A 24,512-nucleotide genomic window follows, 5' to 3' on the forward strand; every position below is an offset into this window, starting at 1 on the left:
GCATGGATCGCCACACCGGCGCGCCCCTGGCCGGCGTCGAACACATTCGCCAGAGCGTGGCCGACATCCTCACCACGCCCATCGGCTCGCGCGTCATGCGACGCGAATACGGCAGCCTGCTGCCGGATCTCATCGACCAGCCGCTCACCGGCGCCACCGCCCTGCGAGCCTACTCGGCAACGGTCGTGGCACTCATGAAATGGGAGCCGCGTCTGCGCGTCATGCAGGTGCAGCGCACCGTCGACACTGATCGCCCCGGGCGACTGCTGCTGACAATCACCGGGCGGCGCCTCGACACCGGGGAAAACATCGACATGACCGTGCCCCTGCGAGGTGATGCATGAGTAGCCCCATCGATCTATCCCGGCTGCCCGCGCCGGCCATCGTCGAGGTCATCGATGAGGAGGCCCTGCTCGCCGAGCGCAAGGAACACCTGATCTCGCTCTATCCCGAAGACGAGCGCGCCGATGTCAGGGCAAAGCTGGCGCTCGAATCCGAACCGCTCAACAAGCTGCTGCAGGAAAGCGTCTGGCGCGAACGCGTGCTGCGCCAGCGCGTCAACGAAGCGGCCCGCGCCAATATGCTGGCGTTCGCCACGGGTGCGGATCTCGACCAATGGGCTGCCAATTTCAACGTCGAGCGCCTGATGATCGACCCCGGTGATCCCGACGCCGTGCCGCCGGTCCCGCCGACCTATGAGAGCGACACCCGTCTGCGCCTGCGCGCGCAGCGGGCGTTCGAAGGTTTGAGCGTGGCCGGCCCGACCGGCGCCTACGTATTTCATGCCCTCTCGGCCGATGGCAGGGTGGCCGATGCCACCGCCGTCAGCCCCAGTCCCTGCGTCGCCGTCGTCACCGTGCTCTCCCAGCTCGGTACCGGCGAGGCCACGCAGGATCTGCTCGACATCGTCACGGCGGCTCTCTCTGCCGAGGACGTGCGCCCGGTCGGCGACCGGCTCACCGTCCAGTCGGCCACCATCGTCGACTACGCCATCGAGGCCACGCTCTATCTCTACCCCGGCCCCGAGCAGGAGCCAATCCTCGCCGCATCACGCGCCAAGGCGGCGGCCTATGTTGCCGAGCAGCGCCGGCTCGGGCGCGATATTCGTCTGTCAGCCGTTTACGCCGCCCTGCACGTCGAGGGCGTCCAGCGCGTTGAGCTGATCAGCCCCGCCGCCGATGTCGTGCTCGATGACAGCCAGGCATCGCACTGCACCGGCGTCACGCTGACGATTGGGGGCAGTGATGAGTAAGTTGCTGCCGCCCAACAGCACCGATCTGGAGCGCCTCGCTGCCGACGCGCTCGCCGATCTCGAGCGCGTGCCGGTACCGCTGCGCACCCTGATGAGCCCGGATGATTGCCCGCTGCACCTGCTGCCCTATTTGGCGTGGGCATTCAGCGTGGATCGTTGGGATACGACATGGAGCGAGAGCGCCAAGCGCGGCGTCGTTCGATCCGCGTTCTACGTCCACTCCCACAAGGGCACGATCAGCGCCCTGCGGCGTGTGGTCGAGCCGCTCGGCTATCTGCTGGAAGTCGAAGAGTGGTGGCAAATGGTGCCCGAGGGTGAACCGGGCACGTTCGCCCTGCGCATCGGCGTGCTGGATGCCGGCATCACTGACGAGATGTACACCGAGCTGACCCGGCTGGTATTCGACGCCAAGCCGCTGACGCGGCACATCATCGGGCTGGATCTGCTCGGCGAGACGCGCGGCCCGCTCTATGTGGGTCTGGCCGCCTACGACGGCGACACCACCACGATCTACCCCTACGCCCCCGAATTCATCGAATCGGCCGGGCGGCTCTATCACGCCGCCATGGTCGAGGCATTCGACACCACCACTATCTACCCCATGAGCGAGGCCCTATGAGCCAGTTTTTTACGCTGCTGACCAAAACCGGGCAGGGCCTGCTGGCCAATGCCATCGCCTACGGCGAGCCCCTGACCATTGCCGAACTCGCCATCGGAGACGGCGGCGGCAAGCTGCCCACCCCCGACGCCACCGTCACGCGCCTGGTCAATGAGGTGCGGCGCGGCCCGATCAACCAGACCGCTGTCGATGATGACAACCCGAACTGGACCGTGGTCGAACAGGTGCTACCCGCTGACGTCGGCGGCTGGACGATTCGCGAGGTCGGCCTCTATGACACCGACGGCAACCTGATCGCCTACGGCAACTATCCCGAGACCTACAAGCCGCAGCTGAGTGAGGGCAGCGCCCGAACCCAGACCATCCGCTTTGTGATGGAAGTCACCGACACCAGCGCGGTCACGCTCAAGATCGACCCCAGCGTGGTCATGGCCTCGCGCCAGTACGTCGATGATCAGCTCGATGCGCACGCCAAGAGCCGCAACCACCCCGACGCGGATACCAAAAACAAGGGGCTGCTGCGCTTTGCCACGCTGGCAGAGTCGAAAAAGGGCGAAGAATCGAAAGCCGCCCAGACGCCTGCCGGCGGTATGGCCCAGATCGATGATCACCGCAATGAAACGACCGCACACAACGCCGAGCAGATCGGCCTCAAGAGCGTGCTGGCAGTGTTCGGGGACGCTGTCAAAACCGTGCAGGGCGTGCTCGCCGCGCTGGGTAGTGCTGCAAAACTGGACGTTGCGAGTGATACAGATCCTATCGATGACGACGGGGAACGGGTAATCACGAACCACACCCTCAAGAAGTGGATGTCCAGCGCATCAGAAAAAGCCGCGGGGATTCTGAGGATTGCTAGTCAGGAGGAAACTGATAACAGCGATGACGATGAAACCGCAGTGACCCCCAAAAAACTAAAAAATGGTTTTCGGTATCAGTTCGGGACAGACGGTTTTATTCAGTGCCCGTCGTGGTTGAAGGGGTTCATGATTCAGTGGGGGTACCTCCCGTCGCAATCGATCAGATCTGCCGTTTGGCCAACGACATTCCCGAATGGGGCGTTCGGCGCCGCCGGGATCGGTGCCGATGGCACGGGCGCTGGTGGCTCTCATGTGCTCTATGACCTGACAGCCACGGGATCGAGTGTTTCAACCAGCAAGGCGATGCGCTATATCGTAATTGGGAGGTAAAAAAAATGGCTATCCAGGTGTATTACAGCCCCTCAAAAAACGGGTTTTATCACGCAGGCGTTAATAAAGCTCCAGGGGATGCGATCAAAATAACTGACGCTGAGTATGAGGCGTTGAGACAGGGTTTGTCGGCCGGAAAAAATATAGCGGTCGATGATAACGGGCGACTATTGCTGTGCAGTGCGCCCAGCCGCCAACGTCGAGACGACGCCATCGACTGGATCGACGCCACCGCCGACCGAATCCGCGCCTCCGACCGATCCGTCGGCCAGTATCTGGATGCCGAGTATCAGCTGGTCGCCCAGGCACTGATCGAGTACCGCAACAGCACCGAGGGCGAGGTGCCCGACGCCATCCGGAGCTATGCCGTCGCCGAGGGGCTAACCATCGGGGCCGCCGCGCACCAGATCGCCGAGGCCGCCGCGCGGGTACAGGAGCTGCTGCAGGACGTGCGCCGTATCCGCCTCGCCGGTAAAGCCGCGATCCGTGGCGCCGGTGATGAGGCCGACATGATGGAAATCGCCCGGCCCTATATCGACCGGCTAGAAGCGCTGGCCACGCCGGCAAGCGCCGACGTTTGAGCCAGCACATTCACAAGTCAGCCCGGCCATGCCGGGTTTTTTACGCATTGGTGCTCATAGCACTCACTCTGTTTTTTGATGCAGTAATTGTTTTTGCAAAGCGAATCGCTGGTTTTTCCAGATATTGATGAACCAGATATGAAACAAGCACAGCAAGCGGCAGAGAGAAAAAGAAAAGTATGAAAAACTTTAAAAAATCGGAATCAGCGCCAAGCTTTTTCAAAATCAAATTTTGGACATAAAAATACAATGCTATATGAAGAAGGTACAAGGAATAAGAAATATCACCAAAAAACTGAAGAAAAGAAGATAGCGCAGGGCGAAGCTCGAAATCCAAATTGAGAAGCGAAAAGCAAACACCCACACAAAAAAAGGTAAACAGTATTCGATTGACTCCAGTAACAATATTAATCCGGTCGCCACTGACTGGATAAAAAACAAATAGCAGCAAGGAAACCAAAAGCGTAACGCATACGATAACCTTGGATGGCGAGCCAAATAATTTACGCCCCCATGCCAAAGCAACCCCCGCCGCAAAAAGAAATATTTGATTCAGAGGATTGATATATTCGCCCCACTGAACTACCAAGCCTTTATCAGGCGACAACACAAAAAAGGCGAAATAACAGTAAACTAAAAAAAGAGTCGCCAAAACGCCAACGAAAAGCCAGCAGTTACGCGAGGCGACTATTATTAAAGGGAAAAAGGCATAAAAGACCATTTCATTGCCTATAGACCACCCACCGCCGGGAATATACGCTCTTGGATCGTAAAAACCAAAAAACAAAAAGATATTAGAAAATAAACGATATCCGTCATAATAATGGTCCTTTATTACCGCATACCATAAAGCCGGTAAAAGGATCGCAAGCCAAAAAACCGGAGCGATTCGGAAATAGCGCTTTAAAACAAAGGAGGTGAGAGCTTTTAAACTCCAGCGCTCATTTTGATATACGATAAACATCGACATGCCGCTAATGATGTAAAAAGTAGAAACAGCATATATACCTAGACGTCCTAATAAAGACTCGCTACCGGGGACTCCTAAGCTGTATGCGGTGTAGTGATACATCACGACAGACAGGGCCATCATGCCCCTGAGATAATCAATTGAATGAACGCGCCTCAAAGTTAAATCTCTCTAATTAACCATAATATTACGCACTTTAACATGAGTTACCCGTAACTGCTGTCTGATTTCGTTTTAGACCAATTTCTCTAGCGGTGTATGTAACGCCCGCTTTTACAACGCCTGCCGCTCGCACTGCCCTGCCCCGCGCCACACCATGAAGCCCTGAAACGATTCTGCCCGCTTCCTGATCAGGACATATCATGGCACTCGACCAATACCACCACGGCGTGCGCGTCGTTGAAGTCAACGACGGCACCCGCGTCATCCGCACGGTCTCGACCGCGGTCATCGGCATTGTTTGCACTGGCGCCGATGCCGACGCCGAAGCCTTCCCGCTTAACCGCGCCACCCTCATCACCAACGTCTCGACCGCCATCGGCAACGCCGGCACACAAGGCACCCTGCGCCGCACGCTGACCGCGATTCAATCCCAGACCAAGCCGATCATTGTCGCGGTCCGTGTCGAAGAAGGCGCCGACGCTGACGAGACCACCGCGAACGTCATTGGCACGGTCGACGAGTCTGGCCGCCGTACCGGCGCGCAGGCGCTGCTGTCGGCCAGCGCCTCGCTGGGCGTGACGCCGCGCATCCTCGGCGCACCGGGTCTGGACAATCAGGCCGTCACCACCGCGATGGTCAGTATCGCCCAGGATCTGCGCGCGTTCGTCTACAGCTACGCCCACGACTGCACCACCATCTCGGACGTGACCGCCTACCGCGACCAGTTCGGCGCCCGAGAGCTGATGATCATCTGGCCTGAGTTCGAGGCGTTCGGCGTCACCGCCGCCGCGACCATGCGAATCAGCGCCGTCGCCTGCGCCCTCGGCCTGCGCGCCAAGATCGACTCTGAAACCGGCTGGCATAAGACCCTCAGTAACGTGGCCGTTAACGGCGTGACCGGCATCAGCGCCGACGTGTTCTGGAGTCTCCAGAACCCGAACACCGACGCCGGCATCCTCAACGCCGCCGACGTCACCACGCTGATCCAGCGTGACGGGTTTCGTTTCTGGGGGTCACGCACCTGCGCCGGCCCGACCTCCCTGTTCGCGTTTGAAAACTACACCCGCACCGCGCAGATCCTCGCCGACTCCATCGCTGAGGCCCATATGTGGGCCGTCGACAAGCCCCTGCATGCCTCGCTGGCCCGCGACATCATCGAAGGCGTCAACGCCAAGTTCTCGGAACTCAAGGCGCTGGGCCTGATCGTCGACGGCACCGCCTGGCTGAATGAAGACCTCAACGACGAGACCTCGCTCAAGGCCGGCAAGCTGCGCATCGATTACGACTACGCCCCGGTGCCCCCGCTGGAAGACCTCGGCTTTCAGCAGCGCATCACCGATACCTATCTGGCCGATTTCGCCGACCGCGTGAACGCCGGCTGAACAGGAGATACACCATGGCACTACCCAAAAAGCTCAAGGGCATGAACCTGTTCGGCAATGGCGACAGCTATCAGGGTCAGGTTCAGTCCGTCACGTTGCCCACCCTCACCCGCAAGATCGAGGAATGGCGCGGCGGCGGCATGGACGGCACCGTCGGCATCGACATGGGGCAGGACGGCCTTATGACGTGTCAGTGGACCGTCGGCGGCCTGATCGAAAGCATCTTCGACAATTTCGGCAGTTCCCGACTCGACGCGGATCTGCTGCGCATGACCGGCAGCTATGAGCGCGACGACGTCGACGAGGTCGTGGCGGTCGAGGTGGTCATGCGGGGGCGCCACACCGAGATCGACATGGGCGACGCCCAATCCGGTGAGAACACCGAGCACAGCATCACCACGACGCTCAGCTATTACAAGCTCGTCATCGACGGGCGAACCGTCATCGAGAACGACATCCCCAACGGCGTGTTCAAGGTCAATGGCACCGATCGGCTGGCCAAGCGCCGCCGCGCCCTCGGCACCTGATCGCGCAAACATCACCCCCTGAATCCCAATAGAACCGGAGAAAGACCATGGCCCAGGCCAAAGAGAAAGCCACCACCGCCCACGTCTCTGATCCCATCGAGCTGGACACACCCATCAAGCGCGGCGAGCAGACCATCGACAGCGTCAGCGTGCGCAAGCCCAGCGCCGGCGAACTGCGCGGCGTCAATCTCAGTGACGTGCTGCAGCTGCAGACCGACGCGATCATGAAACTGATCCCGCGCCTGTCAGTGCCCAGCATCACCGAACATGAAGCGCGCCAGATGGACCCGGCGGATCTGGTCCAGCTTGGCGGCGAGATTGCGGGTTTTTTGGTATCGAAGCGGGTGAAGGACGAGGCCGCATAAGCCTGCCCAGCAGTGTCGAGGACGCGATGGCCGATCTGGCCATCGTGTTTCATTGGACCCCCGCCGACTGCGCAGATTTCACCCTGCGCGAACTGATGGAATGGCGCGAGCGCGCCCGTACGCGATCCAACCCCGAGGACTCCCATGGCGCGCGATCTCAAGCTGCAGGTGCTGCTCAACGCAGTCGATAAAGCCACCGGCCCACTCAAGAAAATTACCCAGGGCAGCGATAAAACCGCGCAGGCCCTGAAAGCCTCGCGCGACCAGCTGCGAAACCTTGAGCGCCAGCAGAAAGACCTTTCCTCATTCCGCAAACTGAAAGACGTCACGCGCGACAACAGCGAGGCGCTCGCCCGCGCGCAGGAGCGCATGCGCAACCTGCGTACCGAACTCAAGAACACCGCCGCCCCGACGCAGCAATTCCAGCAGAAATTCCTCAAGGCCCAGCACGAAGTCGAGCGACTCAATAGCACGCTCGGCGATCAGCGCCGGCGCCTCGGCCAGCTGCGTACCAGCCTCAAGCAGGGCGGCGTCAGCACCGACGATCTGAGCGGCAGCGAGAAACGCCTCGCCGGACAGATCCGGCAGGCCAATACCGCCCTCGACGCCCAAAAGCGCAAGATGGCCGACGTCACCGCCGCTCAGAAAAAAGCGGCGGCAGCGGCGGATCGATACCAGCGTGGCCTCGGGCGCGCCAATACAATGCGCAGCGCCGGCTTTACCGGACTCGCCACCGGCGGCAGTGCGCTTTATGCCGGTGCAAGATTGCTCGCGCCCGGTATCGAGTACGGCGAGACAATGAGCAAGGTTCAGGCGCTGACGCGGCTGGACAAGGATGATCCGCGCCTTGAGGCGCTCAAGCAGCAGTCCCGCGATCTCGGCAGCTCGACCGCATTCAGTGCATCGGAAGTGGGGCAGGGCCAATCATTTCTCGCCATGGCAGGATTCACACCTGAGGCCATCCAGAAAGCCATTCCCGACATGCTCAATTTGGCGCTGGCCAATGGCATGGATCTGGGTCGTACCGCTGATATTTCATCGAACATCCTTTCCGGTTTTGGTCTCGACCCCGATCAGATGGGGCGCGTTGGTGATGTGCTGACCGCGACCACGACCCGCGCGAATGTCGATCTGGAAATGCTCGGCGATACGATGAAGTACGTAGCCCCGCAGGCCCGCGCGATGGGGATGTCGCTGGAGCAGGCTTCAGCCATGGCGGCCCTGCTCGGGAATGTAGGTATTCAGGCCAGTCAGGCCGGCACCACCATGCGCGCCATGATTACCCGTCTGGCTGCGCCTACCGGTGAGGCCGCCGGAGCGCTCAAGGAACTGGGGCTCCAGGCAAAGGACTCTAATGGGGACCTGCGCGCCGTGCCCAAAATCCTCGCCGACGTGTATCAGGCCACCAAGGACATGGGCAACGCAGACCGCACCGAATACCTGAAAACCATTTTCGGTGAGGAGCCCGGCGCCGGTATGGCCGAGCTGATCAATAAGCAGGGCGCTGCCGGCATCGAACAATTTGTCGATGTGCTTGAACAGTCCGGCGGTGAAAGCGCGCGCGTGGCAAAGACCATGGCCGACAACATTGGCGGCGATCTCAAAAGCCTGCGCTCTGCGTGGGAGGAAGTCGGGATCTCGATCACCGACACCAATGAAGGGCCGCTGCGTGATCTGGTTCAATGGATCACCGACGTCACGCGCAGCGTCGGCAACTGGATCAAGGAAAACCCGAAGCTCGCCGGCACCATCGCCAAGGTCGCCGCCGTAACTGCCGGTCTGGTCGCGGCAGGTGGTGCTTTCACCATCATGATGGCCTCGCTGCTCGGCCCCATCGTCACCGTGCGTCTGGGGCTCAACATGCTGGGCATTAAAGCGGGCGGCCTCGGCGGCAAGATCTACTCGCTCACCAGCCGCATTCTGCCCGCACTGGGGAAGGGGCTGCTGGCCATCAGCCGCGGGTTCCTGATCACTGCCAGCGCCATCGGCAAGGCCGGGCTGGCCCTGCTCACCAATCCCATGACGTGGATTATTCTCGGCATCGTGGCAGCCGTGGCTGCCCTCGCCGGTGCCGCGTATCTCGTTTACAAGAATTGGGGCGCGATCAGTGAATGGTTCAGCCAGCGATGGCAGGACGTCAAAGCCGCGTTCGATGGTGGTATCGCTGGCATTTCACGATTGATCCTCGACTGGTCGCCGCTGGGCCTGCTGCAAAGGGGCATCACCAGCGCGCTCTCGGCGCTCGGCATTGAGGTGCCCGATCAGTTCAAGTCACTCGGCGGCACGATCATCGACGGCCTGATTGGCGGCCTGTTTGGCAAGCTCGGCGAGCTGAAAAATAGCGTGGTCGGTATCGCTGACAGCGTGACGGGCTGGTTCAAGGACAAGCTGGATATTCACTCACCCTCGCGCGTGTTCGCCGCCCTTGGTGGCCACACCGTCGACGGCCTGACCCTCGGACTTGAGCGCCAGCGCGATGACCCCGCCAAAAGCATCACCGACATTGCCAGCCGTGTTCGGCAGGCCGGTGCCGGTCTGGCACTCGGCGCCATGGCCCTGCCGGCAGCGGCCATACCGTCGATCTCACCCAGCGAGCCGATCCGGTTTGATAGCCGGCCCCCGCTCGCCGCCGGCGGTGGCCAGCAGATGGTTGATCAGCGCATCACCCTGGGCGACATCAATATCACTGCATCCCCCGGCATGGACGAGCGACAGCTCGCCCAATACGTCGCGCAGGAAGTGCAGCGCGCACTGGCGCAGGCGCAACGCGATCAGGGCGCCCGCCGCCGTTCATCCATGTACGATCAGGAGTAAGCCACCATGCTGATGGCCTTGGGAATGTTCGTGTTTCAGACCAGTAGCGTGCCGTATCAGGAGCTGCAGCGCCGCACCGAATGGCGCCACGCCAGCCAGTCCCGCGTCGGCGACCGGCCCGCCTATCAGTTCATTGGTCCCGGCGCGGATACCATCACCCTCTCGGGCACCCTGCTGCCCGAGTTCACCGGCGGCCGCGTGGATCTTGACGAGATCCGCGACATGGCCGATCAGGGCCGGGCGTGGCCGCTGGTCGAGGGCACCGGCCGGCAGTACGGCCTGTGGGTCATCACCGGCGTCGATGAGACCAGTAGCACGCTCTATCGCGACGGCGCTGCCGCGAAAATCGAGTTCAGCCTCACGCTGGAACACGTCGACGACGAGCGCACCGACATGATCGGGGATCTCACCCTCTACACCGGCGCGCGACTGGTCGGGGCGTTCGTATGAGCGAGAAGCCCCAATACCGCCGGCCCGGCTACCGCATCACCATTGGCGGGCAGGACATCACGCCCCGGATCAATGGCCGCCTGATCAATCTGCGCATCACAAGCCAGCGCGGGCAGGAGGCCGACCAGCTCGACCTCGCGCTGACCGACCATGACGGCCAGCTCGAACTGCCGCCCCGGGGCGCCAGACTGACCGTGGCCATCGGCTGGCAGGATGAGGGCCTGCTCGACCGTGGCGTGTTTATCGTCGATGAGATCGAGCACAGCGGATCGCCGGACCAGCTCACCATTCGCGCCCGCGCCGCCGACATGCGCAACCTGCTGCCCGGCAAACGGTCACAGTCATGGCATGACATCACCCTGGGCGACATCGTCGACACCATCGCCAAGCGGCACGAGCTGTCGCCGGTGATTGGCGACACCCTGCGAGGCATCCGGCTGGGGCACATCGACCAGACCGACGAGTCGGATCTCAATTTCCTGACCCGGCTGGGCCAGCGTTATGACGCCATCGCCGCCGTAAAATCTGAACGGATGCTATTCACCCTCGCCGGTGAAGCGCTCACGGCCAGCGGCATTGCCCTACCCGGCGTCACCCTCACCCGCCGCGACGGCGACCAGCACCGCTACAGCCAGACCGACCGCGACAGCTACACCGGCGTGCGCGCGCACTGGAACGACAAGGCCGGCAGCAAGCGCCAGACGGCCATCGCGGGAGAAGGGGAAAAATTCAAGGATTTGCGCGCCACCTACGCATCAGAGGCCGATGCCCTCGAGGCCGCAAAGGCCGAGCTGCGCCGCATCCAGCGCGGCACGGCCGAGTTCGGGCTGACCATGGCCCACGGCCGCGCCGACATCACCCCCGAAACGCCCATCACCCTGCGCGGCTGGAAACCGCAGATTGACGGCACCGGCTGGCTGGTGACGGAGGTCACGGATTCGCTCGATGACTCGGGCTATGGCACGACAATAAAATGTGAGACGAGGGCAGGCGGGGAAATGTAAGGCGAGGGTCAGGGGGCAGTGATCGACTCGAGCATGACCTGCATGCCATAACTCATCGTTTTGCGTCCGGCATAAACACCGCTTAGATATTGTCGGGTCATGCCGATGCGTTCGGCCAGCTCGTTACGCGTTGAAGGGGTGCAGGCGGCGACAGCTTTGTCGATGAGGCGTGCCGCCGTTTCTGGGGCGTACTGAGTGCGAGCGTCGATCATGCTTTCACCATTTCGATAGCGGTTGCGTCGATCATGTATGCGATGCCTTGCTCATCTTCGACTTGCACAGCTTTGAAGCCAAGGGTCTTTGCAGCGCGGGCGGTGAGGGCTTGAATGTCCCAGCTCAGATCGGCCATGTCTTCCGGTTCAACGTCAATATCCATGTCCCATACGCTTTTGCTTTCATCAATGAGTGACTCGGCATCGTCTTCATCAATGCTTAGGCGTTCAGCCAGGGCGGCGACAATGCTGCTCAGTTTTTCGGCATCATCATGGTAGAAAAGCCGGCCGGCTTTAATGATGTCAGATTCTCCAATTTCGGCGGTATATACGACATGCTCGCCAGCGGTCATAACGTAAACGTCCCCGGCAAAAAAGAGGAACTCGCCGAATCTGCCCGACTGGTTGATTTCTTCGATTTCTTGGGGGCTGGTGTGGAAAAGCTGCATGTCGTCGTCTCCTGATCTGTTAAGCACAGTGTACGGAAACTTAGTTTCCATTGCAAGGCTTTTATTGCATCGATCAGGCCGCACAGCGCCGAACCAGACTCACCACCACACCCAGCACCAGATCCGGCTTGATCCGACGGCTCGCACCGCCGCCCACCGGCTGGAATCGAAACTGCGGGCCGACGCGCAGCGTCTGAAACACCTCACGCACGCCATCGATCATGATCACGGCGAGATCCCCATGGCTTGGGTGGCGCGCCTCATCAACGACCAGTACATCACCCTCAAACACCGGGCCGCCCACGCCCGCATCATCGCCGGCGCGCATTAGATAGCAGCTGGCCGGGTACCGGCTCAGGTCAATAAACATCAGGGACGGATCGGGGCGTGCATCAACGGGACCAAGATACTGCGCGTGCATGGGGTCGCCTGCTCCTTACTGTATGTGTGTACAGTAAAAGATAACCCAAGATTAGCAGCAAGTGTTACATCAAATTACAAAAAAGCCGCCCGGGATGGGCGGCTTTTTGTGATGGGGTGGGATTAGCTCTCGGCGGAATCGACCGTCAGCATGTTGCCGAACATATCGCTGCGTTGGTAAGAGTATTTAACCCCGTTGAGGGTTTGCGATACGGAGTCGCCGCCGTCATAAGATTGCAGAAGCGACATCACTACCTCGAAAGCATCCTGTGGGCTCATGCTGTCCTGCGTCGCGGCAACCAATCCTGATGCTACCACCATGACCCGCGCGCCGGATTCCGGGGTGCCATCGCCGGTGCCCATGAAAATGATGCCATTCACGGCGCCGGATTGCGGCTTGATCGTGCCGGTCAATGCCAGATGTTCGCTGAACGCTTCTTGGAAGACGCCCTGCACGCCGCTGTTATCGACATTGCCGTCAGCGCGATAGGGCTGGTTCAGATCGGCCATGGCGGAATTAAAGCGCTTGGCAAACGTCTTGGCATCAAAGCCCAGATCGCTGCCGGATTCGATTTCGGCGCTTTTGGCGCTTTCGGCGGAAGTGGGCTTGGTTGAGACCTCACCGCCGCTGGCGTAGGGGCTCAATTCATTGATAAAGGCATTGAGGCCCGGCTGCTGATCCGAGTAATAGATGCTGTTCCAGTCGTCCGTCCAGCCGTAAAAGCCCCACTTGGGATCCAGTGATTTAAGGTCTTCAAGACTCTCTACGTCGATAAGCTCTTGTACGACTTCCAATGCCTCGGCGCGGCTCAGCTCCAGGGTAATTTTCTGGTCATCCAGCAGTTCAGGGGAGTCACGATTCGTCAGGCTAGCGTACTGCCGAGGGATGGCATCAACGATGACGTGATCGGCATCGGTATGAATGAAGGTGTTATAAGCACCGTAAAGCGCCGCGCGCCAGTTGGTATCGTGAACGACCTCGTTCAGATCCCCTTCGACGACGGTCGGCAAAAGCTGGATATGCAATGGGTCGGATTCGAGCACGGAAAACGCATCGAATTCGGGCGGGTAGTCGTTGAAGTCCTCTGCCATGGCGATGACATCGTCGAACTGCTCGGGGCCGTCGCTGGCAACGGATGGGGGCTCTGAGGTGCCCGGGGCGTTATCTGTCGTATTGGCCTGATCATTGGCAGCAGGCTCGACGTCTTCGATTTCGCTGCCATTGATAGTGATGTCGATGAGAGCCAGTGCGATGAGCAGGAAAAAACCGGCGACCGTGCCGCCAAAAACGCCCGTCAAACCGCTGAAAAGCGCACCCTTGCCGTTGGCGCGCCGGTTACGCGTGATCCTGACCCCGATGATAATGGCCAGAATCGTGCAGATGATGAAGCCAATGCCCATGAACATGATGATCCCTCAGCGTTGTATTAGACGCTGAGAATATCACCGCTTACATAGTGTTACGAACGGAAAGCCGAAAGTATTACGCGATGCGCCCTATCCGCATGACGCACTCGCCAATGATCTCGACGTTCTGGTTGGAAAGCGGATCGACAATTTCCGGCGGGTAATGCGGGTTGTCACTGATCAGGCGCCAGCCGCCGCCGGCCACGCGCTGCACGCGCTTGATGCGCAGGCCGTCATCCATGCGCAGCAGGAAAACGCCATCCGGTGTCCGGCTGCTGCGATCCACCAGGACGCGGTCGCCATCGTGCAGCGTCTCCCCCATCGAATCCCCTCGAACACGCACACCCACCACCTGCGCCGGGTCCAGCCCGTCGCGCTGCAGCTGTTCGGTATCGAACTGGATGGTGGTCTCGATCAGCTCGTCATCAAACAACCGACCTGATCCAGCAGCGGCCTCAATGTCATAGATTGGGATGCGCGAATAGCTGGCAATGAGTTCATATGCCGCAGCGGGCTCGGCAATAGCTGTGGCGGATGATTCCTCTGGCCCTCGCCCCCTCACTAGCCAATCTAAAGACACATTATGTGATTCACAGAATGCGAGGCACTCATCTATCGGAATCGTGCCACGCGCCTTCCAGTTCCCAATAGCGCCTGTGCTGACGCCAAGCGCATCAGCTAGATCCTTGTTGTAGATGATACCAAGGCGAAGTTTCATCCTGTCGATGACCGCCGCGGTAACTTCCTGCCTATCCATCAGCGCATATCCAAATGTGACTCGATACACGATCTGCTATTGACAGATTCACAAAACGTGAACGAATATGTGTGCGTTGCCATAGTTAACCAATGGAAATCATACACGATGAGTGAATCCAAGGCCCCAGCTCGTTTGAAGCGAGTACCCAACGGCTGCAATGCCAAGCCGATCTGGCTCCAGCTCAAAAAAGACGAGCGCGACAGCCTCGAAGTGATCGCGGGTGAAGAAATGCGCTCTCTATCTGCTCAGGCTCGGATGTTTTGCCTCAAGGGCATGGAGGCCTACCGAGCAGAATCAGAATCCAACCCCACCCCCGTCAGTCACTAACTCCACAAGGAACCGCAGCCATGTACAGGGATACCCGTCTCCTTAAGACCAGTCGCATCGGCGTCAATCTCGATGAGTACGAAGACAACCTCATCGAAGCGCTGGCCGCCTACACCGGCACCGAGAAAGCCACGCTGGTGCGCGAGCTTGTGATGCGTGCAGCGCTGGATCTGCTCGGCGTGGCCAGTCAGCAGGAGTTCGACGCCGTGAGCATGATGGATTTCCAGCCGACGGCAAAGCTCCATTAAGGGACGGCCCGACACCCCTTTAGGAACTTTCGAGGTGCCCATGACCGTAAGACAAGCAGACATGCCAGCCAGTGATGCCGACCGCCGGGTGCTGGAAGCAGTACGCCAGCAGCAGGGTCTGGAGACGCTGGATCAGGCCGCCGAGTTCGTGCTGCGCCGCCATTTGCGCAAAGGCATCGGGCGAATGGGGACACCGCGCGGGCCTCGCCCGGTAGGGAGGCGCTGATGTCATCAAGTTGGGGATGGACCTGTCCTCACTGCGGCGGCCCCTGCCGCATCAGGACATCAAAACAATTGCACAGCGATTACCGCGTCGCCTACCTGCAGTGCCAAACCCCGGTATGTGGCTGGAGTGGTGAGGGGGAAATGGTCGTAACCAAAACCCTCAGCCCCAGCGGTATGCCCAATAGCCAATACGAGGGCCGGCTGGCCGAGCACATCCCGTATGTGGTTGTGCCCAAGCCGCCCGAAGACCTGTTCAGGAGCTAAGGCATGAAGATCGACCCCTATTACCAGATCGACCCCAGCGACAGCATTCAGGATGCCGCACAGGCATTCCTGCGCAATCAGCCGCGCTATCGCACCCCGCATCAAATGGTATCCGCCTGCGGTCGGTATCTCGTCGAGCATGGCCGTATGCGCGATGACGAAGCGCTGCAGCACGCGGTGTATGCCTATGACCAGCTCAACGCACAGGGAGGTGTGTCATGCACGCACTAGACCGAACCAATCCGGCGACCGCGTTCATTCTGAGTCTGCCGCGCAGCGTGCACCGTGGTGATGCGATCAACCAGTGCGCATCTCATCTAATCCGCGCACATGCTCATGATCCGCGCGATGCCAGCGTCATGGCCGTGCAGGCCATGGCTGAGCTGGAGTCCTTCAACGAGCGCGCAGCCATCGATGTGGAATCGACCACCTCCTATGTCGTGGTCGTCAAACACCCGGACGGCCGCCGCATGGCGCTTACTGTCAGCGACCTGATCGGTTTCGCCGAGCGCCAGAACGCTGACGTTCGCGGCGTTCAGGCCGCGAGGGCATAACCATGGCCAGCGTTCACGCGATCCGTCCCGAAACAGTCGATCCGCGCGCGGGCTTTCTGGCCGCGCGTGATGAACTGCGCCGGCGCACTGAAAACCGGGATCTGGCCGAGGTCTGGGCCGCTATGCAACCTGCCGAGCGCGCCGTGGTGCTGCGCTCGGCGGCCCAGCATCTGGTGCCGCTGCGCCCGATCAACGAGATCCCGGCCAATGAGCGCACGCCGGATCGCATTGCCGACAACCTCACCCGCACCCCGATTGAGTGGATGTCGCCTCAAGCCCGCGAGGCCATCCGCTCGGCTATTCACCGTATGAGTTCTTACGCCAGTCGCCTGCGTGACGGTTTGCGCAGCGAGTCGCATCCCTCTCAGGCGCTTGCCGCAAGTGCTCGGCTCGCCCTTGAGGCCGGCGACATTGCCGCCGCCCAGCACTATCTGAAACTGATCGAGGATCTGAGCGAATGAATATCTTTGATCCGGAGAACGCCACCAAGGTCCAGCAGTGGGCGGCCGACAAGCTGGAGAGCCTGTTTTCGGAATTTCCTTACATGGGGCCGTTGGTGTCAGGTGATGGCACGCCGTATCTGCTGATCGAGACGGATATTGGTGATGTTCGAGTAAATGTCCTGAGCACTCATATCCTCCCGGTCAACCGGGTGTTTCTGCAGGTGCAGGACGATCCCTATATGTGCATCGCTCCGGGCAGAGCGTGCATGTACCTGCGCGAGAAGGGCGCCAAAAGTGACCGGGTGCCGCGCCGATGACATCGTTTGTAGAACTCTCCAAAGCATATGGCGCGCCCGGCAAGCCGGGTCCGGTTGATAAGCTCAAGCTCGATGAGATGGGCTGCGTTGATCGTCGTCAGCGTCTCTACTTCGACCGTTATCCGACCTATGCCGAGCAGCTCGCCAAAGCGTTTCTGGTCGTGGCCAGAAAAGACGGCAATGCCGCCGGGAATCGTCTGCTGGCACGTCTTTGCAAGCGCCTGCACGTCGGGCCGTTTCGCGTTACTCACGATGATGAGGGCATCTGCAATCACGCCGAAGCGCAGGCCATGGCCATCAAGCGTCAGCATGATGAGCAGGTCGGCGCAGCCAATCGCAATGGTGGTTCCGAGCTGGACGCCGCCGAGGCTGCGCTGGCGCTCGGGCTGGAGCGCGTCGAGAAACACGAGATTGATCCACCGGACGGCAAGCTGCCGATCCGTGTGCAGCTGGCTCGCCTTGAGGACGCCACGTGGTGGCGCCGAAAATTGCGGGTGCTGGCTGGTCGTCGCCTTGAGCAGCTCGAGCGCGAGCTGGGCAATGTGCATCACCGCGCCGGCATCTACTGCTCGAACACTACCGTGGTACGTCGGGCGTCTCAGAAGCTGCGCAATCACGCGATGCTCGATGCCATCGAGGCGATCAATCAGCACGGCCAGAACTACACGCTGGCCGAACTCTCCGAGCTGGGGCTGGCCAATCCTGACAATCGTCGCGCCGAGCTGATGCTGCGCATTCGCGAGACCGAAGCCGAGGCCCGCCGGCTGGGTCATGTCGGCGTGTTCTACACCCTGACCTGCCCGTCGCGATTTCACCCGGTGCGCGCCAAAAGCTGCACCCGTAACCCGAACTACGAGCACAACACGCCCCGCGATGGTCAGCACTATCTGACCGGCGTCTGGGCACGCATCCGCGCCGCACTGGCCCGTGAGGGGATCGGCATTTATGGCGTGCGCGTCGCCGAGCCGCACCACGACGGCACTCCGCACTGGCACATGCTGATGTGGGCGCATGCGGATCACGTCGAGCGGGTCAATGAAGTGATGGCCGAGTACGCGCTGGCCGACACGCCCGACGAGCCGGGCGCACAGAAAAACCGCTTTCAGGCCAAGTTCATCGACTACACGCGCGGCACCGCTGCGGGATATGTCGCCAAGTACGTCTCGAAAAACATCAACGGTCAGCAGTTCGTCGATCTCGACGAGTATGGTCGCGAGATGGCCAGCAGTGCGCCGCGCGTTGAGGCGTGGGCCGCCGTGTGGGGCATTCGTCAGTTCCAGTTTGTCGGGCTGCCGTCGGTCACGGTCTGGCGTGAGGTTCGCCGCATGACCGAGCAGCAGGCCGAGCAGCTCGCCGCATGGGAGGCCGCGACCAATCCGGGCCGCTCGATCATCGAGTTCATGAACAAGGTGCGCACCGCGTGCAACGCCGGGGCGTGGGATCAGTTCCTGCGCCTGATGGGTGGGCCGCTGACACCGCGCAAGGATCAGCCGATCAAGCCGTGGCGCGAGTGGCGCATGGATACCAGCCGGGAAATGGTTGCCGATGAGGTGCCGTTTGCTCGTGGCGGGTATGGCGAGCGCGTCGAGATCACTTACGGCCTGCTCGTAAAAGGTGCCGAGTATTTGACCCGGTTTTACAGCTGGACCATGCGTCCGAAGGCACGCGCCGGCGCTTACGATTTCAGCCAGAAGGGTTCTTATGGAGGAGGCGAAGCCGACGACCCTTGGACTTGTGTGAATAACTGTACGCCCGACATGACGCCGCGCGCAGCCGATCCACACACCGATGCCCTCCAGGCAAAACGCTATAGAGAGTGGATCAACAGCACCGAATACCGCGCCGAGCAGGAACTGGCGCAGCAAGAGCATGAAGAAACCCAGTTCGCGCTTGCAGAAATGGAGCGCCGGCACCGGGAAAGCATCCAGCCACCGCCTGCGTGGCAGAAAAAACCCGAATTTATCCCCGAAGAACTCAGATAAGGAGGCGCCCGTGCGCACTCAAAAAATGATCGACCGCGCTGCGCGCGATGAAGAACGGCAGAAGGCAGGGCAGCCCGCGCCGGCTAACGAGAAATATCGTGGGTACGACATCCAGCATCTGGGCGATGGCGTTTACCTGTATGGCAAGACAGCTGCCACCGCGTGGGGCATGACTGGAAGCGTTGAAGACGTGCGCGCAGCCATCGACAAAGAACTGATGGGCTGCGGAGAGTTTCCTGCGATGCCCCGTTACGTGAAGCATTGGGAGGAATAAACGTGGCCGATTCCATCGATCTCGCCAACGAAAACAGCCAGCGCCGGCTCGATGCCGCGCTGGCCAGCCGTACCCGCATCGGCGGCATGCCGAGCCTGACCCACTGCGATGACTGCGGCGACCCGATCCCCGAAGCACGCCGCAATGCGGTACCGGGCGTGGCCACCTGCATCGACTGCCAGGCATTCAACGAACACAAATCAAAGGGAGTCCGTCGATGAACCAGCTGATCATTTTTGCCCTGCTCATCCTGCTGGGTCTCGTCACCCTGCGCATGGCTTACCTGCTGGGCCGCGCGTCGGCCAGCGATGAACTGGCGGTGCAGTATGACGAATACACCCGCATGGCCAATCGCCTTGCGGCTGCTGAAAAGGGGGGGCGTCGTGGATAGGACTATTCAGGACCTTAATCATTCCGAGGGCGCCGGCATGGCGCCCCAGGGCATCCCCGAGCAAATCCGGATCACACTGCTGGCAACCGTTACCGGGCGCATGATCGAAGTACGGCATCGCCCGGAAAGCATCGCCCGCACGCATGAGCTGTCGCGCCTGATACCGGCAGCAAAGTGGCTGACAGGTGACACCGAACGCGCAGGGGGTGAAGCGTGAAAGAAATCACCTCCCCCGTCCTGCGTTACCACGGCGGAAAGTTTCGGATCGCGCCGTGGGTGATCGAGCACTTCCCGCCACACCGCACCTATGTCGAGGCGTTCGGGGGCGCTGCTGGCGTGCTCACAAGAAAAAAGCCGGCCATTTCGGAAATTTATAACGACATGGATGGCGAAATAGTCAACGTGTTTAGAGTGCTGCGGAACCCGGAGCAGGCCGAACAGCTATCAAAAATGTGTGCTTTAACGCCATACGCTCGTGATGAGTTTGATCTTTCTCAACTCAAGTCTGATGACCCTGTCGAGCAGGCGCGCCGCACGCTGTTTCGTGCCTGGGCAAGTTTTGGCAGCGCTGGAGCCACACGTGGCAGATCAGGAATGCGTACCTTCATGAAGCCCGACGGGAAAGCATTGAACACCCCAAGAGCGTGGCGGCGGCTACCGGACATGCTCGGCCTTCTGACTGAACGATTTTCTAATGTGCTGATCGAGAACCGCCCAGCTATCGATGTTATGAAACAGCACGACGGCCCCGAAACGCTTCACTACGTCGATCCGCCCTATCTGCCCGAGACAAGGTCGGTAGGCAGCACTCGATATTATCGCCATGAAATGACAGTAGACGATCACCTGCAGTTGCTGGATGCCATCAAAAGCCTTTCGGGATTCGTGATCGTCAGTGGGTATGAATCAGGCATGTATGACGATGCATTGCCTGGCTGGACTCGGGTCGGGTTGTCGACCAGTGGCAGCAGTCGTATGGGAAGTGTACAGAGAACTGAATGCCTTTGGCTGTCGCCCCGAACGGCTGAGCAGCAACCGCAGCAGGATATTTTCATGGGGGCCACGGCATGACTCAAGAGAGAAAAGGAGGCAGCGCTGCCCGCGCTGCCGGCATCCTCTGCCGTGATCCGGCATTCGGTCTCTACCTCGATCAAAGGGCCCGGACCAAGTTCGGCAGCGACGTGCCCGACGGCACCCACAACGAGCAAGATGCCCGCGACTGGATCTGCCGGGCGTGTGGGGTAGAGAGCCGGCGAGAGATCGATGGCAGAGCGGAAGCACGGGCGCAGTTATGGAATATCGGGCAGCGCTTCAAAGCGTGGAAAGCAAAAGCCAGACAGGAGGCCACGGCACAATGAATCAAAGCGAGATTCTATACACCAATGACCTCGCCGGCCTGCTCGGTAAAACACAGGTCTCGATCACCAATGCCATCCAGCGCGAGAGCGACATGCTGCCGCCAGGGCGTTTTAAAATTGGCCGCCATTGGGCGTGGAAGCGTGCGACCGTCATGCGCTGGCTGGATGATCTGGAAGCGGGCGCGCCGGTAGCGACGCAAAAGCGAAAGCCGGGCCGGCCACGTATCACCCCAGCCGCTCCGCAAGCGAGTCAGGGTTAAGGTGCGTATAGCGCTTGAGCATCTGCAGATCTTTATGGCCAGTAATCGCCGCGACCTCCATCAGATTGAAGCCCAGCTCGAAAAATCGGGATGTGGCTTCATGACGGAGGTCGTGGAACCTGATCCCATCATAGCCGGCGAGCTTTACCGCTCGCGGGAAATAGTGAGTGACGGTGTCCGGGTGCATCGAGAAAAGGCGCCCATCCATCCGCTGAGGTAGTGACTGGATCGCAGTCCGTGCCCGCGTCGATAGCGGCACCGTTCGGGAGCCGCCGTTTTTGGTCTCGGGCAGGTAGGCCACTTTCCCCCGAATGTTACCCCGCGTCAGCCCCAGCAACTCCCCGCGCCGCATACCCGTCTCGACCGCCAGGACTACCAATGCTGGCAACTCTGCGTGCAGATACGCGGCATGCTTTACGATGGCTGCAACCTGCTCATGAGTAGCCCGCTGCTCGCGTGGTTTATTGAGCTTTGGAGGGCGAATATTCGAACAGGGGTTCTCAACCGGCAGCCCCCACTCTTTGCGCGCGATGGTATACAGGTGCGAAAGCAGCGCCAGATCGCGCCGAACAGTAGACCCTGAAGCAACCTGTAGGCGTTCGTCGCGGTAGGTGGCCACGTCACTGCCGCGCAGCTGCGAGATCGCAAAATGGCCGAGATCGCGGGAAAGAACCGAGAGCCGGGAGCGCTCGTTTCGATACGATTTTTTATGCACTGATATCTCGCGCTCATAGCGCGCCAGGGCATCACTGATCGCCAGCGCGTCGGCCTCGCTGGTATCGATAAAACGTGACCGAGCCATATCCGACTCGACCTGCTTTGCCCAGCGCTCGGCCTCGGCCTTGGTGTCGAAAGTGCCAGTGATGGTTTTGTAGCCCTTGCGCCGGATATAAGCGCGCCATGAGCCGGATCGTTTCTGGAAGCTGGCCACGTATGGTCCTCGATATAAGCTAGTGCGCCAGATAATCTGGGATTTGGTAGGGGCGGCTCTAGACTGATCCGGAAGTCGCCGCTTTCAGGACTTCGGCCACTCCGAACTTGAGTGCTTCAGTGCCGGCTGCTGCACCGACACTTCTTAGCCCATTCTTGAGCCGTTCTATTCCCTTCGGTTTATTCAGTTCTTCCAAGAACTCACCGCCTACCGGAGTAAGAACCAGAGCGACGCAGGTGAAAGACCAGTGTCCATCTACGCTGACAAACAGTCCCCATCCATCTGCGCTAGGCTTATCTCGCTGACGGATCAAGCCAGCCTGCCTAGCTTCGTCCATGTGATATTTAAATTTGTGCCCTGCCTCGGTGAACTCAATTGGCGCCTCACTTTCAGGGGCTAGCTCATCTGCAAGATCTGCGGCATGCATCCCGGTGTAATGCTTGTCGTTTATTAGCGTCAGCAGGCTTTTAAGATATGCAGGATCAAGCATGGTTCGTTCCTCACATTAGGTAGAGGTAAGGCAGGCAATGACAAAAGAGTGACTGCACCAAGAATGCACCAAATAGGCTGCAAATAAAAAGGGAGTCAGCGCTTATTGGCGCTAACTCCCTGATATATATGGTGCCGGTAAGTGGACTCGAACCACCGACCTACGCATTACGAAGGCGGCGGCGCCGATACCGCGGCCACCGATATTATTTGTCCCATGTATGCCCGCGTGGGTGAGGACCAGTTTTTTAGCGGCGCCCGACGCTACGCCATCGAGCGCTGGATCGCCCGACCCGGCGAGACCCGGCCGCTGATCCTGTGCGAGTATGCCCACGCCATGGGCAATAGCCTAGGTAGTCTCGATCGCTACTGGGCGGCCTTTCGAAAATACCCGCGTCTGCAGGGCGGTTTTATCTGGGACTGGGTCGACCAGAGCCTGCTCAAGACGGTCGACGGCCAGCAGGTTTCGGCCTATGGGGGGGATTTCGGGGATATGCCCAATGATCACCGCTTTTGCATGAACGGACTGGTCTTCGCCGACCGCAGTCCACATCCCTCGCTTTACGAAGCGGCTCATCTTCAGCAGCCCTTTCGCTTCCACCTGGTGTCAACCCGCCCGCTGGTGATCGATATCGAAAGCGAGTGGCAGTTCAGGCCCACTAACAACGAATCGCTGTACTGGCGGGTGCATCGCGACGGGGTTACGCTGGCAGAGGGCCAACAAGGCCTCGCCATCGCGCCGGGCGAGCGCTGGCAGAGTCGTCTTGATGGCGTCCCCGAGCACGATGGGCAGCCCGGCGAGTGGTGGCTGAACGTCGATATCTGTCATGAGCGCGCCACCGCTTGGGCAGAGGCCGGCACACGATATGCCGGCTGGCAGCAGCGGCTGCATGCCAGCGCCGAACCGGCCGTGCCGGCCAGCCGGCCGCAGCGCGAGGCGGCGTCGCTTGACTACTGGCATGACGGCGAACAACTCCATATCAGTACCGGCGATCAGCGCTGGACCTTCGACATGAGCACGGCGCGGCTGTGCCAGTGGCAACAGGCGGGCCGCGATCTGCTGCACACACCGCTGACGGATCACTTTCAGCGGGCACCGGTGGACAACGACCTTGGGAACAATAGTGGCGAGAACAGTGATAAAAGACTGTGGGTCGAACGCTGGAGCGAGGCAGGCCTGGATCGGCTACAACACCTGGCAGAGCCCTTGCAGGTGGTACAGGGGAAGGAGGGCATTCGGGTATCGGCCGTGCATCGCTATCAGGTCGATGAGCGAACGGTGCTGATCAGCCGCTGGTCGCATCATTTCAACCCTGAAGGAATTGTCGTTATCGATATCGAGGTACAACGCTGCAGTGATCTACCGTCACCGGCGCGCATTGGCATGACCTGTGAACTGGTCGATATTGCCGACAGCGTCGCCTGGCTGGGCGCGGGCCCGCACGAAAACTACCCGGACCGTTCAAGCGCCAGCCGCGTGGATCACTGGCAACGGCCTCTGGCCGATATGCATACCGACTATGTACACCCCTGCGACAATGGCCTGCGCTGCAACGCTCGCTGGATTGATCTTGGCGCCTGGCATATCGAAGGGCCCGTTCATTTTTCAGTCAGTCGCTATGGACGCGAATGCCTGCGTGATGCCACTCATCGTCATTTGCTGCAACCGTCCGCCGGTGTGCATCTGTGTCTGGATGGTTTTCACATGGGGGTAGGAGGTCATGATTCCTGGACGCCGAGTGTTGATGCGGATTATCTGCTGTTAGACGATCGCCTGTCCTATCGCGTTAGTCTGGCCCGACAGCAGGCCGGAGAACCACCGCACCAGCAGGGCCGAGCGACCTTTATATAACGGGCGCCAAGCTGACGAACAGACGCCGTTGACAGC

At 60.3% G+C, this 24,512-nt stretch carries 37 protein-coding genes; 29 read left to right on the plus strand and 8 right to left on the minus strand.

Annotated features, from left to right (window positions below; genetic code table 11):
• Positions 1-2: 2 nt before the first annotated feature.
• Genes C8D72_RS08450 through C8D72_RS08470 form a run of 5 tightly spaced genes read left to right on the plus strand, consistent with a single transcriptional unit; the run spans position 3 to position 3,639 of the window.
• Positions 3-344 carry a GPW/gp25 family protein gene (locus C8D72_RS08450; RefSeq protein WP_245955201.1) on the plus strand — a complete coding sequence of 114 codons (342 nt, stop codon included), beginning with the start codon at positions 3-5 and terminating at the stop codon, positions 342-344.
• Complete coding sequence (locus C8D72_RS08455; protein WP_115853972.1) at positions 341-1,252, plus strand: baseplate J/gp47 family protein; 912 nt, start codon at positions 341-343, stop codon at positions 1,250-1,252. Before C8D72_RS08450 ends, C8D72_RS08455 begins: the two co-directional genes overlap by 4 nt.
• On the plus strand, positions 1,245-1,871 hold the full coding sequence (locus tag C8D72_RS08460; protein ID WP_115853973.1) for a phage tail protein I: 627 nt from the start codon (positions 1,245-1,247) through the stop codon (positions 1,869-1,871). Before C8D72_RS08455 ends, C8D72_RS08460 begins: the two co-directional genes overlap by 8 nt.
• Positions 1,868-3,058 (plus strand): phage tail protein, encoded by a 1,191-nt coding sequence (locus C8D72_RS08465; RefSeq protein WP_115853974.1) that lies wholly within the window; start codon positions 1,868-1,870, stop codon positions 3,056-3,058. The genes C8D72_RS08460 and C8D72_RS08465 overlap by 4 nt, the downstream gene beginning before the upstream one ends.
• A gap of 5 nt (positions 3,059-3,063) precedes the next feature.
• Positions 3,064-3,639 carry a hypothetical protein gene (locus C8D72_RS08470; RefSeq protein ID WP_147301516.1) on the plus strand — a complete coding sequence of 192 codons (576 nt, stop codon included), beginning with the start codon at positions 3,064-3,066 and terminating at the stop codon, positions 3,637-3,639.
• A gap of 40 nt (positions 3,640-3,679) precedes the next feature.
• On the opposite strand, the gene C8D72_RS08475 is transcribed toward C8D72_RS08470, so the two are convergent.
• Positions 3,680-4,768 carry an acyltransferase family protein gene (locus C8D72_RS08475; protein WP_281271613.1) on the minus strand — a complete coding sequence of 363 codons (1,089 nt, stop codon included), beginning with the start codon at positions 4,766-4,768 and terminating at the stop codon, positions 3,680-3,682.
• 203 nt (positions 4,769-4,971) lie between these two features.
• On the opposite strand from C8D72_RS08475, the gene C8D72_RS08480 reads away from it, so the two are divergent.
• The 7 genes from C8D72_RS08480 to C8D72_RS08510 are packed head-to-tail and all read left to right on the plus strand — an operon-like array spanning position 4,972 to position 11,313.
• The gene (locus C8D72_RS08480; RefSeq protein WP_115853977.1) at positions 4,972-6,153 is read left to right on the plus strand and encodes a phage tail sheath protein; all 1,182 of its coding nucleotides are present in this window, start codon (positions 4,972-4,974) and stop codon (positions 6,151-6,153) included.
• Between the two features lie 14 nt (positions 6,154-6,167).
• Positions 6,168-6,680 carry a phage major tail tube protein gene (locus tag C8D72_RS08485; protein WP_115853978.1) on the plus strand — a complete coding sequence of 171 codons (513 nt, stop codon included), beginning with the start codon at positions 6,168-6,170 and terminating at the stop codon, positions 6,678-6,680.
• 47 nt (positions 6,681-6,727) lie between these two features.
• Positions 6,728-7,045: a phage tail assembly protein gene (locus tag C8D72_RS08490; RefSeq protein ID WP_115853979.1), complete on the plus strand. Its 318-nt coding sequence runs from the start codon at positions 6,728-6,730 to the stop codon at positions 7,043-7,045.
• Positions 7,046-7,071: 26 nt separating this feature from the next.
• Positions 7,072-7,236: a GpE family phage tail protein gene (locus tag C8D72_RS17845; RefSeq protein ID WP_115853980.1), complete on the plus strand. Its 165-nt coding sequence runs from the start codon at positions 7,072-7,074 to the stop codon at positions 7,234-7,236.
• Positions 7,190-9,859: a phage tail tape measure protein gene (locus tag C8D72_RS08500; protein WP_115853981.1), complete on the plus strand. Its 2,670-nt coding sequence runs from the start codon at positions 7,190-7,192 to the stop codon at positions 9,857-9,859. Before C8D72_RS17845 ends, C8D72_RS08500 begins: the two co-directional genes overlap by 47 nt.
• A gap of 24 nt (positions 9,860-9,883) precedes the next feature.
• A complete protein-coding gene (locus tag C8D72_RS08505) occupies positions 9,884-10,309 on the plus strand; it encodes a phage tail protein (RefSeq protein WP_245955232.1) in 426 nt (141 codons plus the stop codon).
• Positions 10,306-11,313: a phage late control D family protein gene (locus C8D72_RS08510; protein WP_115853983.1), complete on the plus strand. Its 1,008-nt coding sequence runs from the start codon at positions 10,306-10,308 to the stop codon at positions 11,311-11,313. The genes C8D72_RS08505 and C8D72_RS08510 overlap by 4 nt, the downstream gene beginning before the upstream one ends.
• 8 nt (positions 11,314-11,321) lie before the next feature.
• On the opposite strand, the gene C8D72_RS08515 is transcribed toward C8D72_RS08510, so the two are convergent.
• From C8D72_RS08515 to C8D72_RS17745, 5 genes are all read right to left on the minus strand, one after another.
• Positions 11,322-11,525 (minus strand): hypothetical protein, encoded by a 204-nt coding sequence (locus C8D72_RS08515; protein WP_115853984.1) that lies wholly within the window; start codon positions 11,523-11,525, stop codon positions 11,322-11,324.
• The gene (locus C8D72_RS08520; protein WP_115853985.1) at positions 11,522-11,974 is read right to left on the minus strand and encodes an AcrIF11 family anti-CRISPR ADP-ribosyltransferase; all 453 of its coding nucleotides are present in this window, start codon (positions 11,972-11,974) and stop codon (positions 11,522-11,524) included. Before C8D72_RS08520 ends, C8D72_RS08515 begins: the two co-directional genes overlap by 4 nt.
• 73 nt (positions 11,975-12,047) lie before the next feature.
• Positions 12,048-12,395 carry a S24/S26 family peptidase gene (locus C8D72_RS08525; RefSeq protein WP_115853986.1) on the minus strand — a complete coding sequence of 116 codons (348 nt, stop codon included), beginning with the start codon at positions 12,393-12,395 and terminating at the stop codon, positions 12,048-12,050.
• A gap of 122 nt (positions 12,396-12,517) precedes the next feature.
• Positions 12,518-13,693 (minus strand): hypothetical protein, encoded by a 1,176-nt coding sequence (locus tag C8D72_RS08530; RefSeq protein ID WP_147301517.1) that lies wholly within the window; start codon positions 13,691-13,693, stop codon positions 12,518-12,520.
• A gap of 184 nt (positions 13,694-13,877) precedes the next feature.
• Positions 13,878-14,558, minus strand: a complete 681-nt coding sequence (locus C8D72_RS17745; RefSeq protein WP_115853988.1) for a LexA family transcriptional regulator — start codon at positions 14,556-14,558, stop codon at positions 13,878-13,880.
• Positions 14,559-14,666: 108 nt separating this feature from the next.
• Here C8D72_RS17745 and C8D72_RS08540 point away from each other — a divergent pair, with 108 nt between their 5' ends.
• The 16 genes from C8D72_RS08540 to C8D72_RS08605 are packed head-to-tail and all read left to right on the plus strand — an operon-like array spanning position 14,667 to position 21,204.
• The gene (locus tag C8D72_RS08540) at positions 14,667-14,888 is read left to right on the plus strand and encodes a hypothetical protein (RefSeq protein ID WP_115853989.1); all 222 of its coding nucleotides are present in this window, start codon (positions 14,667-14,669) and stop codon (positions 14,886-14,888) included.
• A 20-nt stretch (positions 14,889-14,908) separates the two neighbouring features.
• Entirely contained in the window at positions 14,909-15,136 is a 228-nt protein-coding gene (locus tag C8D72_RS08545; RefSeq protein WP_115853990.1) for a hypothetical protein, read from the plus strand.
• 40 nt (positions 15,137-15,176) lie between these two features.
• Entirely contained in the window at positions 15,177-15,362 is a 186-nt protein-coding gene (locus tag C8D72_RS17355) for a hypothetical protein (protein WP_147301518.1), read from the plus strand.
• Positions 15,362-15,625, plus strand: coding sequence for an Ogr/Delta-like zinc finger protein (locus C8D72_RS17850; RefSeq protein ID WP_115853991.1), 264 nt, complete (start codon positions 15,362-15,364; stop codon positions 15,623-15,625). Before C8D72_RS17355 ends, C8D72_RS17850 begins: the two co-directional genes overlap by 1 nt.
• Positions 15,626-15,628: 3 nt before the next feature.
• On the plus strand, positions 15,629-15,856 hold the full coding sequence (locus C8D72_RS08555) for a CBS domain-containing protein (RefSeq protein WP_115853992.1): 228 nt from the start codon (positions 15,629-15,631) through the stop codon (positions 15,854-15,856).
• A complete protein-coding gene (locus tag C8D72_RS08560) occupies positions 15,844-16,179 on the plus strand; it encodes a hypothetical protein (RefSeq protein WP_115853993.1) in 336 nt (111 codons plus the stop codon). Before C8D72_RS08555 ends, C8D72_RS08560 begins: the two co-directional genes overlap by 13 nt.
• A gap of 2 nt (positions 16,180-16,181) precedes the next feature.
• Complete coding sequence (locus C8D72_RS08565; RefSeq protein WP_115853994.1) at positions 16,182-16,640, plus strand: hypothetical protein; 459 nt, start codon at positions 16,182-16,184, stop codon at positions 16,638-16,640.
• Positions 16,637-16,939 carry a hypothetical protein gene (locus C8D72_RS08570; RefSeq protein WP_115853995.1) on the plus strand — a complete coding sequence of 101 codons (303 nt, stop codon included), beginning with the start codon at positions 16,637-16,639 and terminating at the stop codon, positions 16,937-16,939. The genes C8D72_RS08565 and C8D72_RS08570 overlap by 4 nt, the downstream gene beginning before the upstream one ends.
• On the plus strand, positions 16,936-18,921 hold the full coding sequence (locus C8D72_RS08575; RefSeq protein ID WP_115853996.1) for a replication endonuclease: 1,986 nt from the start codon (positions 16,936-16,938) through the stop codon (positions 18,919-18,921). The genes C8D72_RS08570 and C8D72_RS08575 overlap by 4 nt, the downstream gene beginning before the upstream one ends.
• A gap of 10 nt (positions 18,922-18,931) precedes the next feature.
• Positions 18,932-19,195, plus strand: a complete 264-nt coding sequence (locus tag C8D72_RS08580) for a hypothetical protein (protein WP_147301519.1) — start codon at positions 18,932-18,934, stop codon at positions 19,193-19,195.
• A 2-nt stretch (positions 19,196-19,197) separates the two neighbouring features.
• On the plus strand, positions 19,198-19,416 hold the full coding sequence (locus C8D72_RS08585) for a TraR/DksA family transcriptional regulator (RefSeq protein ID WP_115853998.1): 219 nt from the start codon (positions 19,198-19,200) through the stop codon (positions 19,414-19,416).
• Positions 19,413-19,586, plus strand: coding sequence for a hypothetical protein (locus C8D72_RS17525; RefSeq protein WP_170140546.1), 174 nt, complete (start codon positions 19,413-19,415; stop codon positions 19,584-19,586). The genes C8D72_RS08585 and C8D72_RS17525 overlap by 4 nt, the downstream gene beginning before the upstream one ends.
• Positions 19,579-19,803 (plus strand): hypothetical protein, encoded by a 225-nt coding sequence (locus C8D72_RS08590; protein WP_147301520.1) that lies wholly within the window; start codon positions 19,579-19,581, stop codon positions 19,801-19,803. Before C8D72_RS17525 ends, C8D72_RS08590 begins: the two co-directional genes overlap by 8 nt.
• Positions 19,800-20,657, plus strand: a complete 858-nt coding sequence (locus tag C8D72_RS08595) for a DNA adenine methylase (RefSeq protein ID WP_245955203.1) — start codon at positions 19,800-19,802, stop codon at positions 20,655-20,657. Before C8D72_RS08590 ends, C8D72_RS08595 begins: the two co-directional genes overlap by 4 nt.
• The gene (locus C8D72_RS08600; RefSeq protein ID WP_115854000.1) at positions 20,654-20,944 is read left to right on the plus strand and encodes a hypothetical protein; all 291 of its coding nucleotides are present in this window, start codon (positions 20,654-20,656) and stop codon (positions 20,942-20,944) included. Before C8D72_RS08595 ends, C8D72_RS08600 begins: the two co-directional genes overlap by 4 nt.
• Complete coding sequence (locus C8D72_RS08605; protein WP_115854001.1) at positions 20,941-21,204, plus strand: hypothetical protein; 264 nt, start codon at positions 20,941-20,943, stop codon at positions 21,202-21,204. The genes C8D72_RS08600 and C8D72_RS08605 overlap by 4 nt, the downstream gene beginning before the upstream one ends.
• Here the strand turns inward: C8D72_RS08605 and C8D72_RS08610 are convergent.
• A complete protein-coding gene (locus C8D72_RS08610; RefSeq protein WP_115854002.1) occupies positions 21,170-22,135 on the minus strand; it encodes a tyrosine-type recombinase/integrase in 966 nt (321 codons plus the stop codon). The genes C8D72_RS08605 and C8D72_RS08610 overlap by 35 nt on opposite strands.
• A 58-nt stretch (positions 22,136-22,193) precedes the next feature.
• Entirely contained in the window at positions 22,194-22,625 is a 432-nt protein-coding gene (locus C8D72_RS08615) for a hypothetical protein (protein WP_115854003.1), read from the minus strand.
• A 141-nt stretch (positions 22,626-22,766) separates the two neighbouring features.
• Here C8D72_RS08615 and C8D72_RS08620 point away from each other — a divergent pair, with 141 nt between their 5' ends.
• On the plus strand, positions 22,767-24,476 hold the full coding sequence (locus tag C8D72_RS08620) for a beta-galactosidase small subunit-related protein (RefSeq protein WP_115854004.1): 1,710 nt from the start codon (positions 22,767-22,769) through the stop codon (positions 24,474-24,476).
• The last annotated feature ends 36 nt before the right edge of the window (positions 24,477-24,512 follow it).

It is taken from the genome of Kushneria indalinina DSM 14324 (genome assembly GCF_003385845.1).
In the GTDB taxonomy this organism is placed as follows: Bacteria; Pseudomonadota; Gammaproteobacteria; order Pseudomonadales; family Halomonadaceae; genus Kushneria; species Kushneria indalinina.

Bases quoted from the DNA above. Each gene is read 5' to 3' on its own strand.
- C8D72_RS08450 (WP_245955201.1), top strand. From the start codon at position 3: ATGGATCGCCACACCGGCGCGCCCCTGGCCGGCGTCGAACACATTCGC.
- C8D72_RS08455 (WP_115853972.1), top strand. From the start codon at position 341: ATGAGTAGCCCCATCGATCTATCCCGGCTGCCCGCGCCGGCCATCGTC.
- C8D72_RS08460 (WP_115853973.1), top strand. From the start codon at position 1,245: ATGAGTAAGTTGCTGCCGCCCAACAGCACCGATCTGGAGCGCCTCGCT.
- C8D72_RS08465 (WP_115853974.1), top strand. From the start codon at position 1,868: ATGAGCCAGTTTTTTACGCTGCTGACCAAAACCGGGCAGGGCCTGCTG.
- C8D72_RS08470 (WP_147301516.1), top strand. From the start codon at position 3,064: ATGGCTATCCAGGTGTATTACAGCCCCTCAAAAAACGGGTTTTATCAC.
- C8D72_RS08480 (WP_115853977.1), top strand. From the start codon at position 4,972: ATGGCACTCGACCAATACCACCACGGCGTGCGCGTCGTTGAAGTCAAC.
- C8D72_RS08485 (WP_115853978.1), top strand. From the start codon at position 6,168: ATGGCACTACCCAAAAAGCTCAAGGGCATGAACCTGTTCGGCAATGGC.
- C8D72_RS08490 (WP_115853979.1), top strand. From the start codon at position 6,728: ATGGCCCAGGCCAAAGAGAAAGCCACCACCGCCCACGTCTCTGATCCC.
- C8D72_RS17845 (WP_115853980.1), top strand. From the start codon at position 7,072: ATGGCCGATCTGGCCATCGTGTTTCATTGGACCCCCGCCGACTGCGCA.
- C8D72_RS08500 (WP_115853981.1), top strand. From the start codon at position 7,190: ATGGCGCGCGATCTCAAGCTGCAGGTGCTGCTCAACGCAGTCGATAAA.
- C8D72_RS08505 (WP_245955232.1), top strand. From the start codon at position 9,884: ATGTTCGTGTTTCAGACCAGTAGCGTGCCGTATCAGGAGCTGCAGCGC.
- C8D72_RS08510 (WP_115853983.1), top strand. From the start codon at position 10,306: ATGAGCGAGAAGCCCCAATACCGCCGGCCCGGCTACCGCATCACCATT.
- C8D72_RS08515 (WP_115853984.1), bottom strand. From the start codon at position 11,525: ATGATCGACGCTCGCACTCAGTACGCCCCAGAAACGGCGGCACGCCTC.
- C8D72_RS08520 (WP_115853985.1), bottom strand. From the start codon at position 11,974: ATGCAGCTTTTCCACACCAGCCCCCAAGAAATCGAAGAAATCAACCAG.
- C8D72_RS08525 (WP_115853986.1), bottom strand. From the start codon at position 12,395: ATGCACGCGCAGTATCTTGGTCCCGTTGATGCACGCCCCGATCCGTCC.
- C8D72_RS17745 (WP_115853988.1), bottom strand. From the start codon at position 14,558: ATGGATAGGCAGGAAGTTACCGCGGCGGTCATCGACAGGATGAAACTT.
- C8D72_RS08540 (WP_115853989.1), top strand. From the start codon at position 14,667: ATGAGTGAATCCAAGGCCCCAGCTCGTTTGAAGCGAGTACCCAACGGC.
- C8D72_RS08545 (WP_115853990.1), top strand. From the start codon at position 14,909: ATGTACAGGGATACCCGTCTCCTTAAGACCAGTCGCATCGGCGTCAAT.
- C8D72_RS17355 (WP_147301518.1), top strand. From the start codon at position 15,177: ATGACCGTAAGACAAGCAGACATGCCAGCCAGTGATGCCGACCGCCGG.
- C8D72_RS17850 (WP_115853991.1), top strand. From the start codon at position 15,362: ATGTCATCAAGTTGGGGATGGACCTGTCCTCACTGCGGCGGCCCCTGC.
- C8D72_RS08555 (WP_115853992.1), top strand. From the start codon at position 15,629: ATGAAGATCGACCCCTATTACCAGATCGACCCCAGCGACAGCATTCAG.
- C8D72_RS08560 (WP_115853993.1), top strand. From the start codon at position 15,844: ATGCACGCACTAGACCGAACCAATCCGGCGACCGCGTTCATTCTGAGT.
- C8D72_RS08565 (WP_115853994.1), top strand. From the start codon at position 16,182: ATGGCCAGCGTTCACGCGATCCGTCCCGAAACAGTCGATCCGCGCGCG.
- C8D72_RS08570 (WP_115853995.1), top strand. From the start codon at position 16,637: ATGAATATCTTTGATCCGGAGAACGCCACCAAGGTCCAGCAGTGGGCG.
- C8D72_RS08575 (WP_115853996.1), top strand. From the start codon at position 16,936: ATGACATCGTTTGTAGAACTCTCCAAAGCATATGGCGCGCCCGGCAAG.
- C8D72_RS17525 (WP_170140546.1), top strand. From the start codon at position 19,413: ATGAACCAGCTGATCATTTTTGCCCTGCTCATCCTGCTGGGTCTCGTC.
- C8D72_RS08600 (WP_115854000.1), top strand. From the start codon at position 20,654: ATGACTCAAGAGAGAAAAGGAGGCAGCGCTGCCCGCGCTGCCGGCATC.
- C8D72_RS08605 (WP_115854001.1), top strand. From the start codon at position 20,941: ATGAATCAAAGCGAGATTCTATACACCAATGACCTCGCCGGCCTGCTC.
- C8D72_RS08615 (WP_115854003.1), bottom strand. From the start codon at position 22,625: ATGCTTGATCCTGCATATCTTAAAAGCCTGCTGACGCTAATAAACGAC.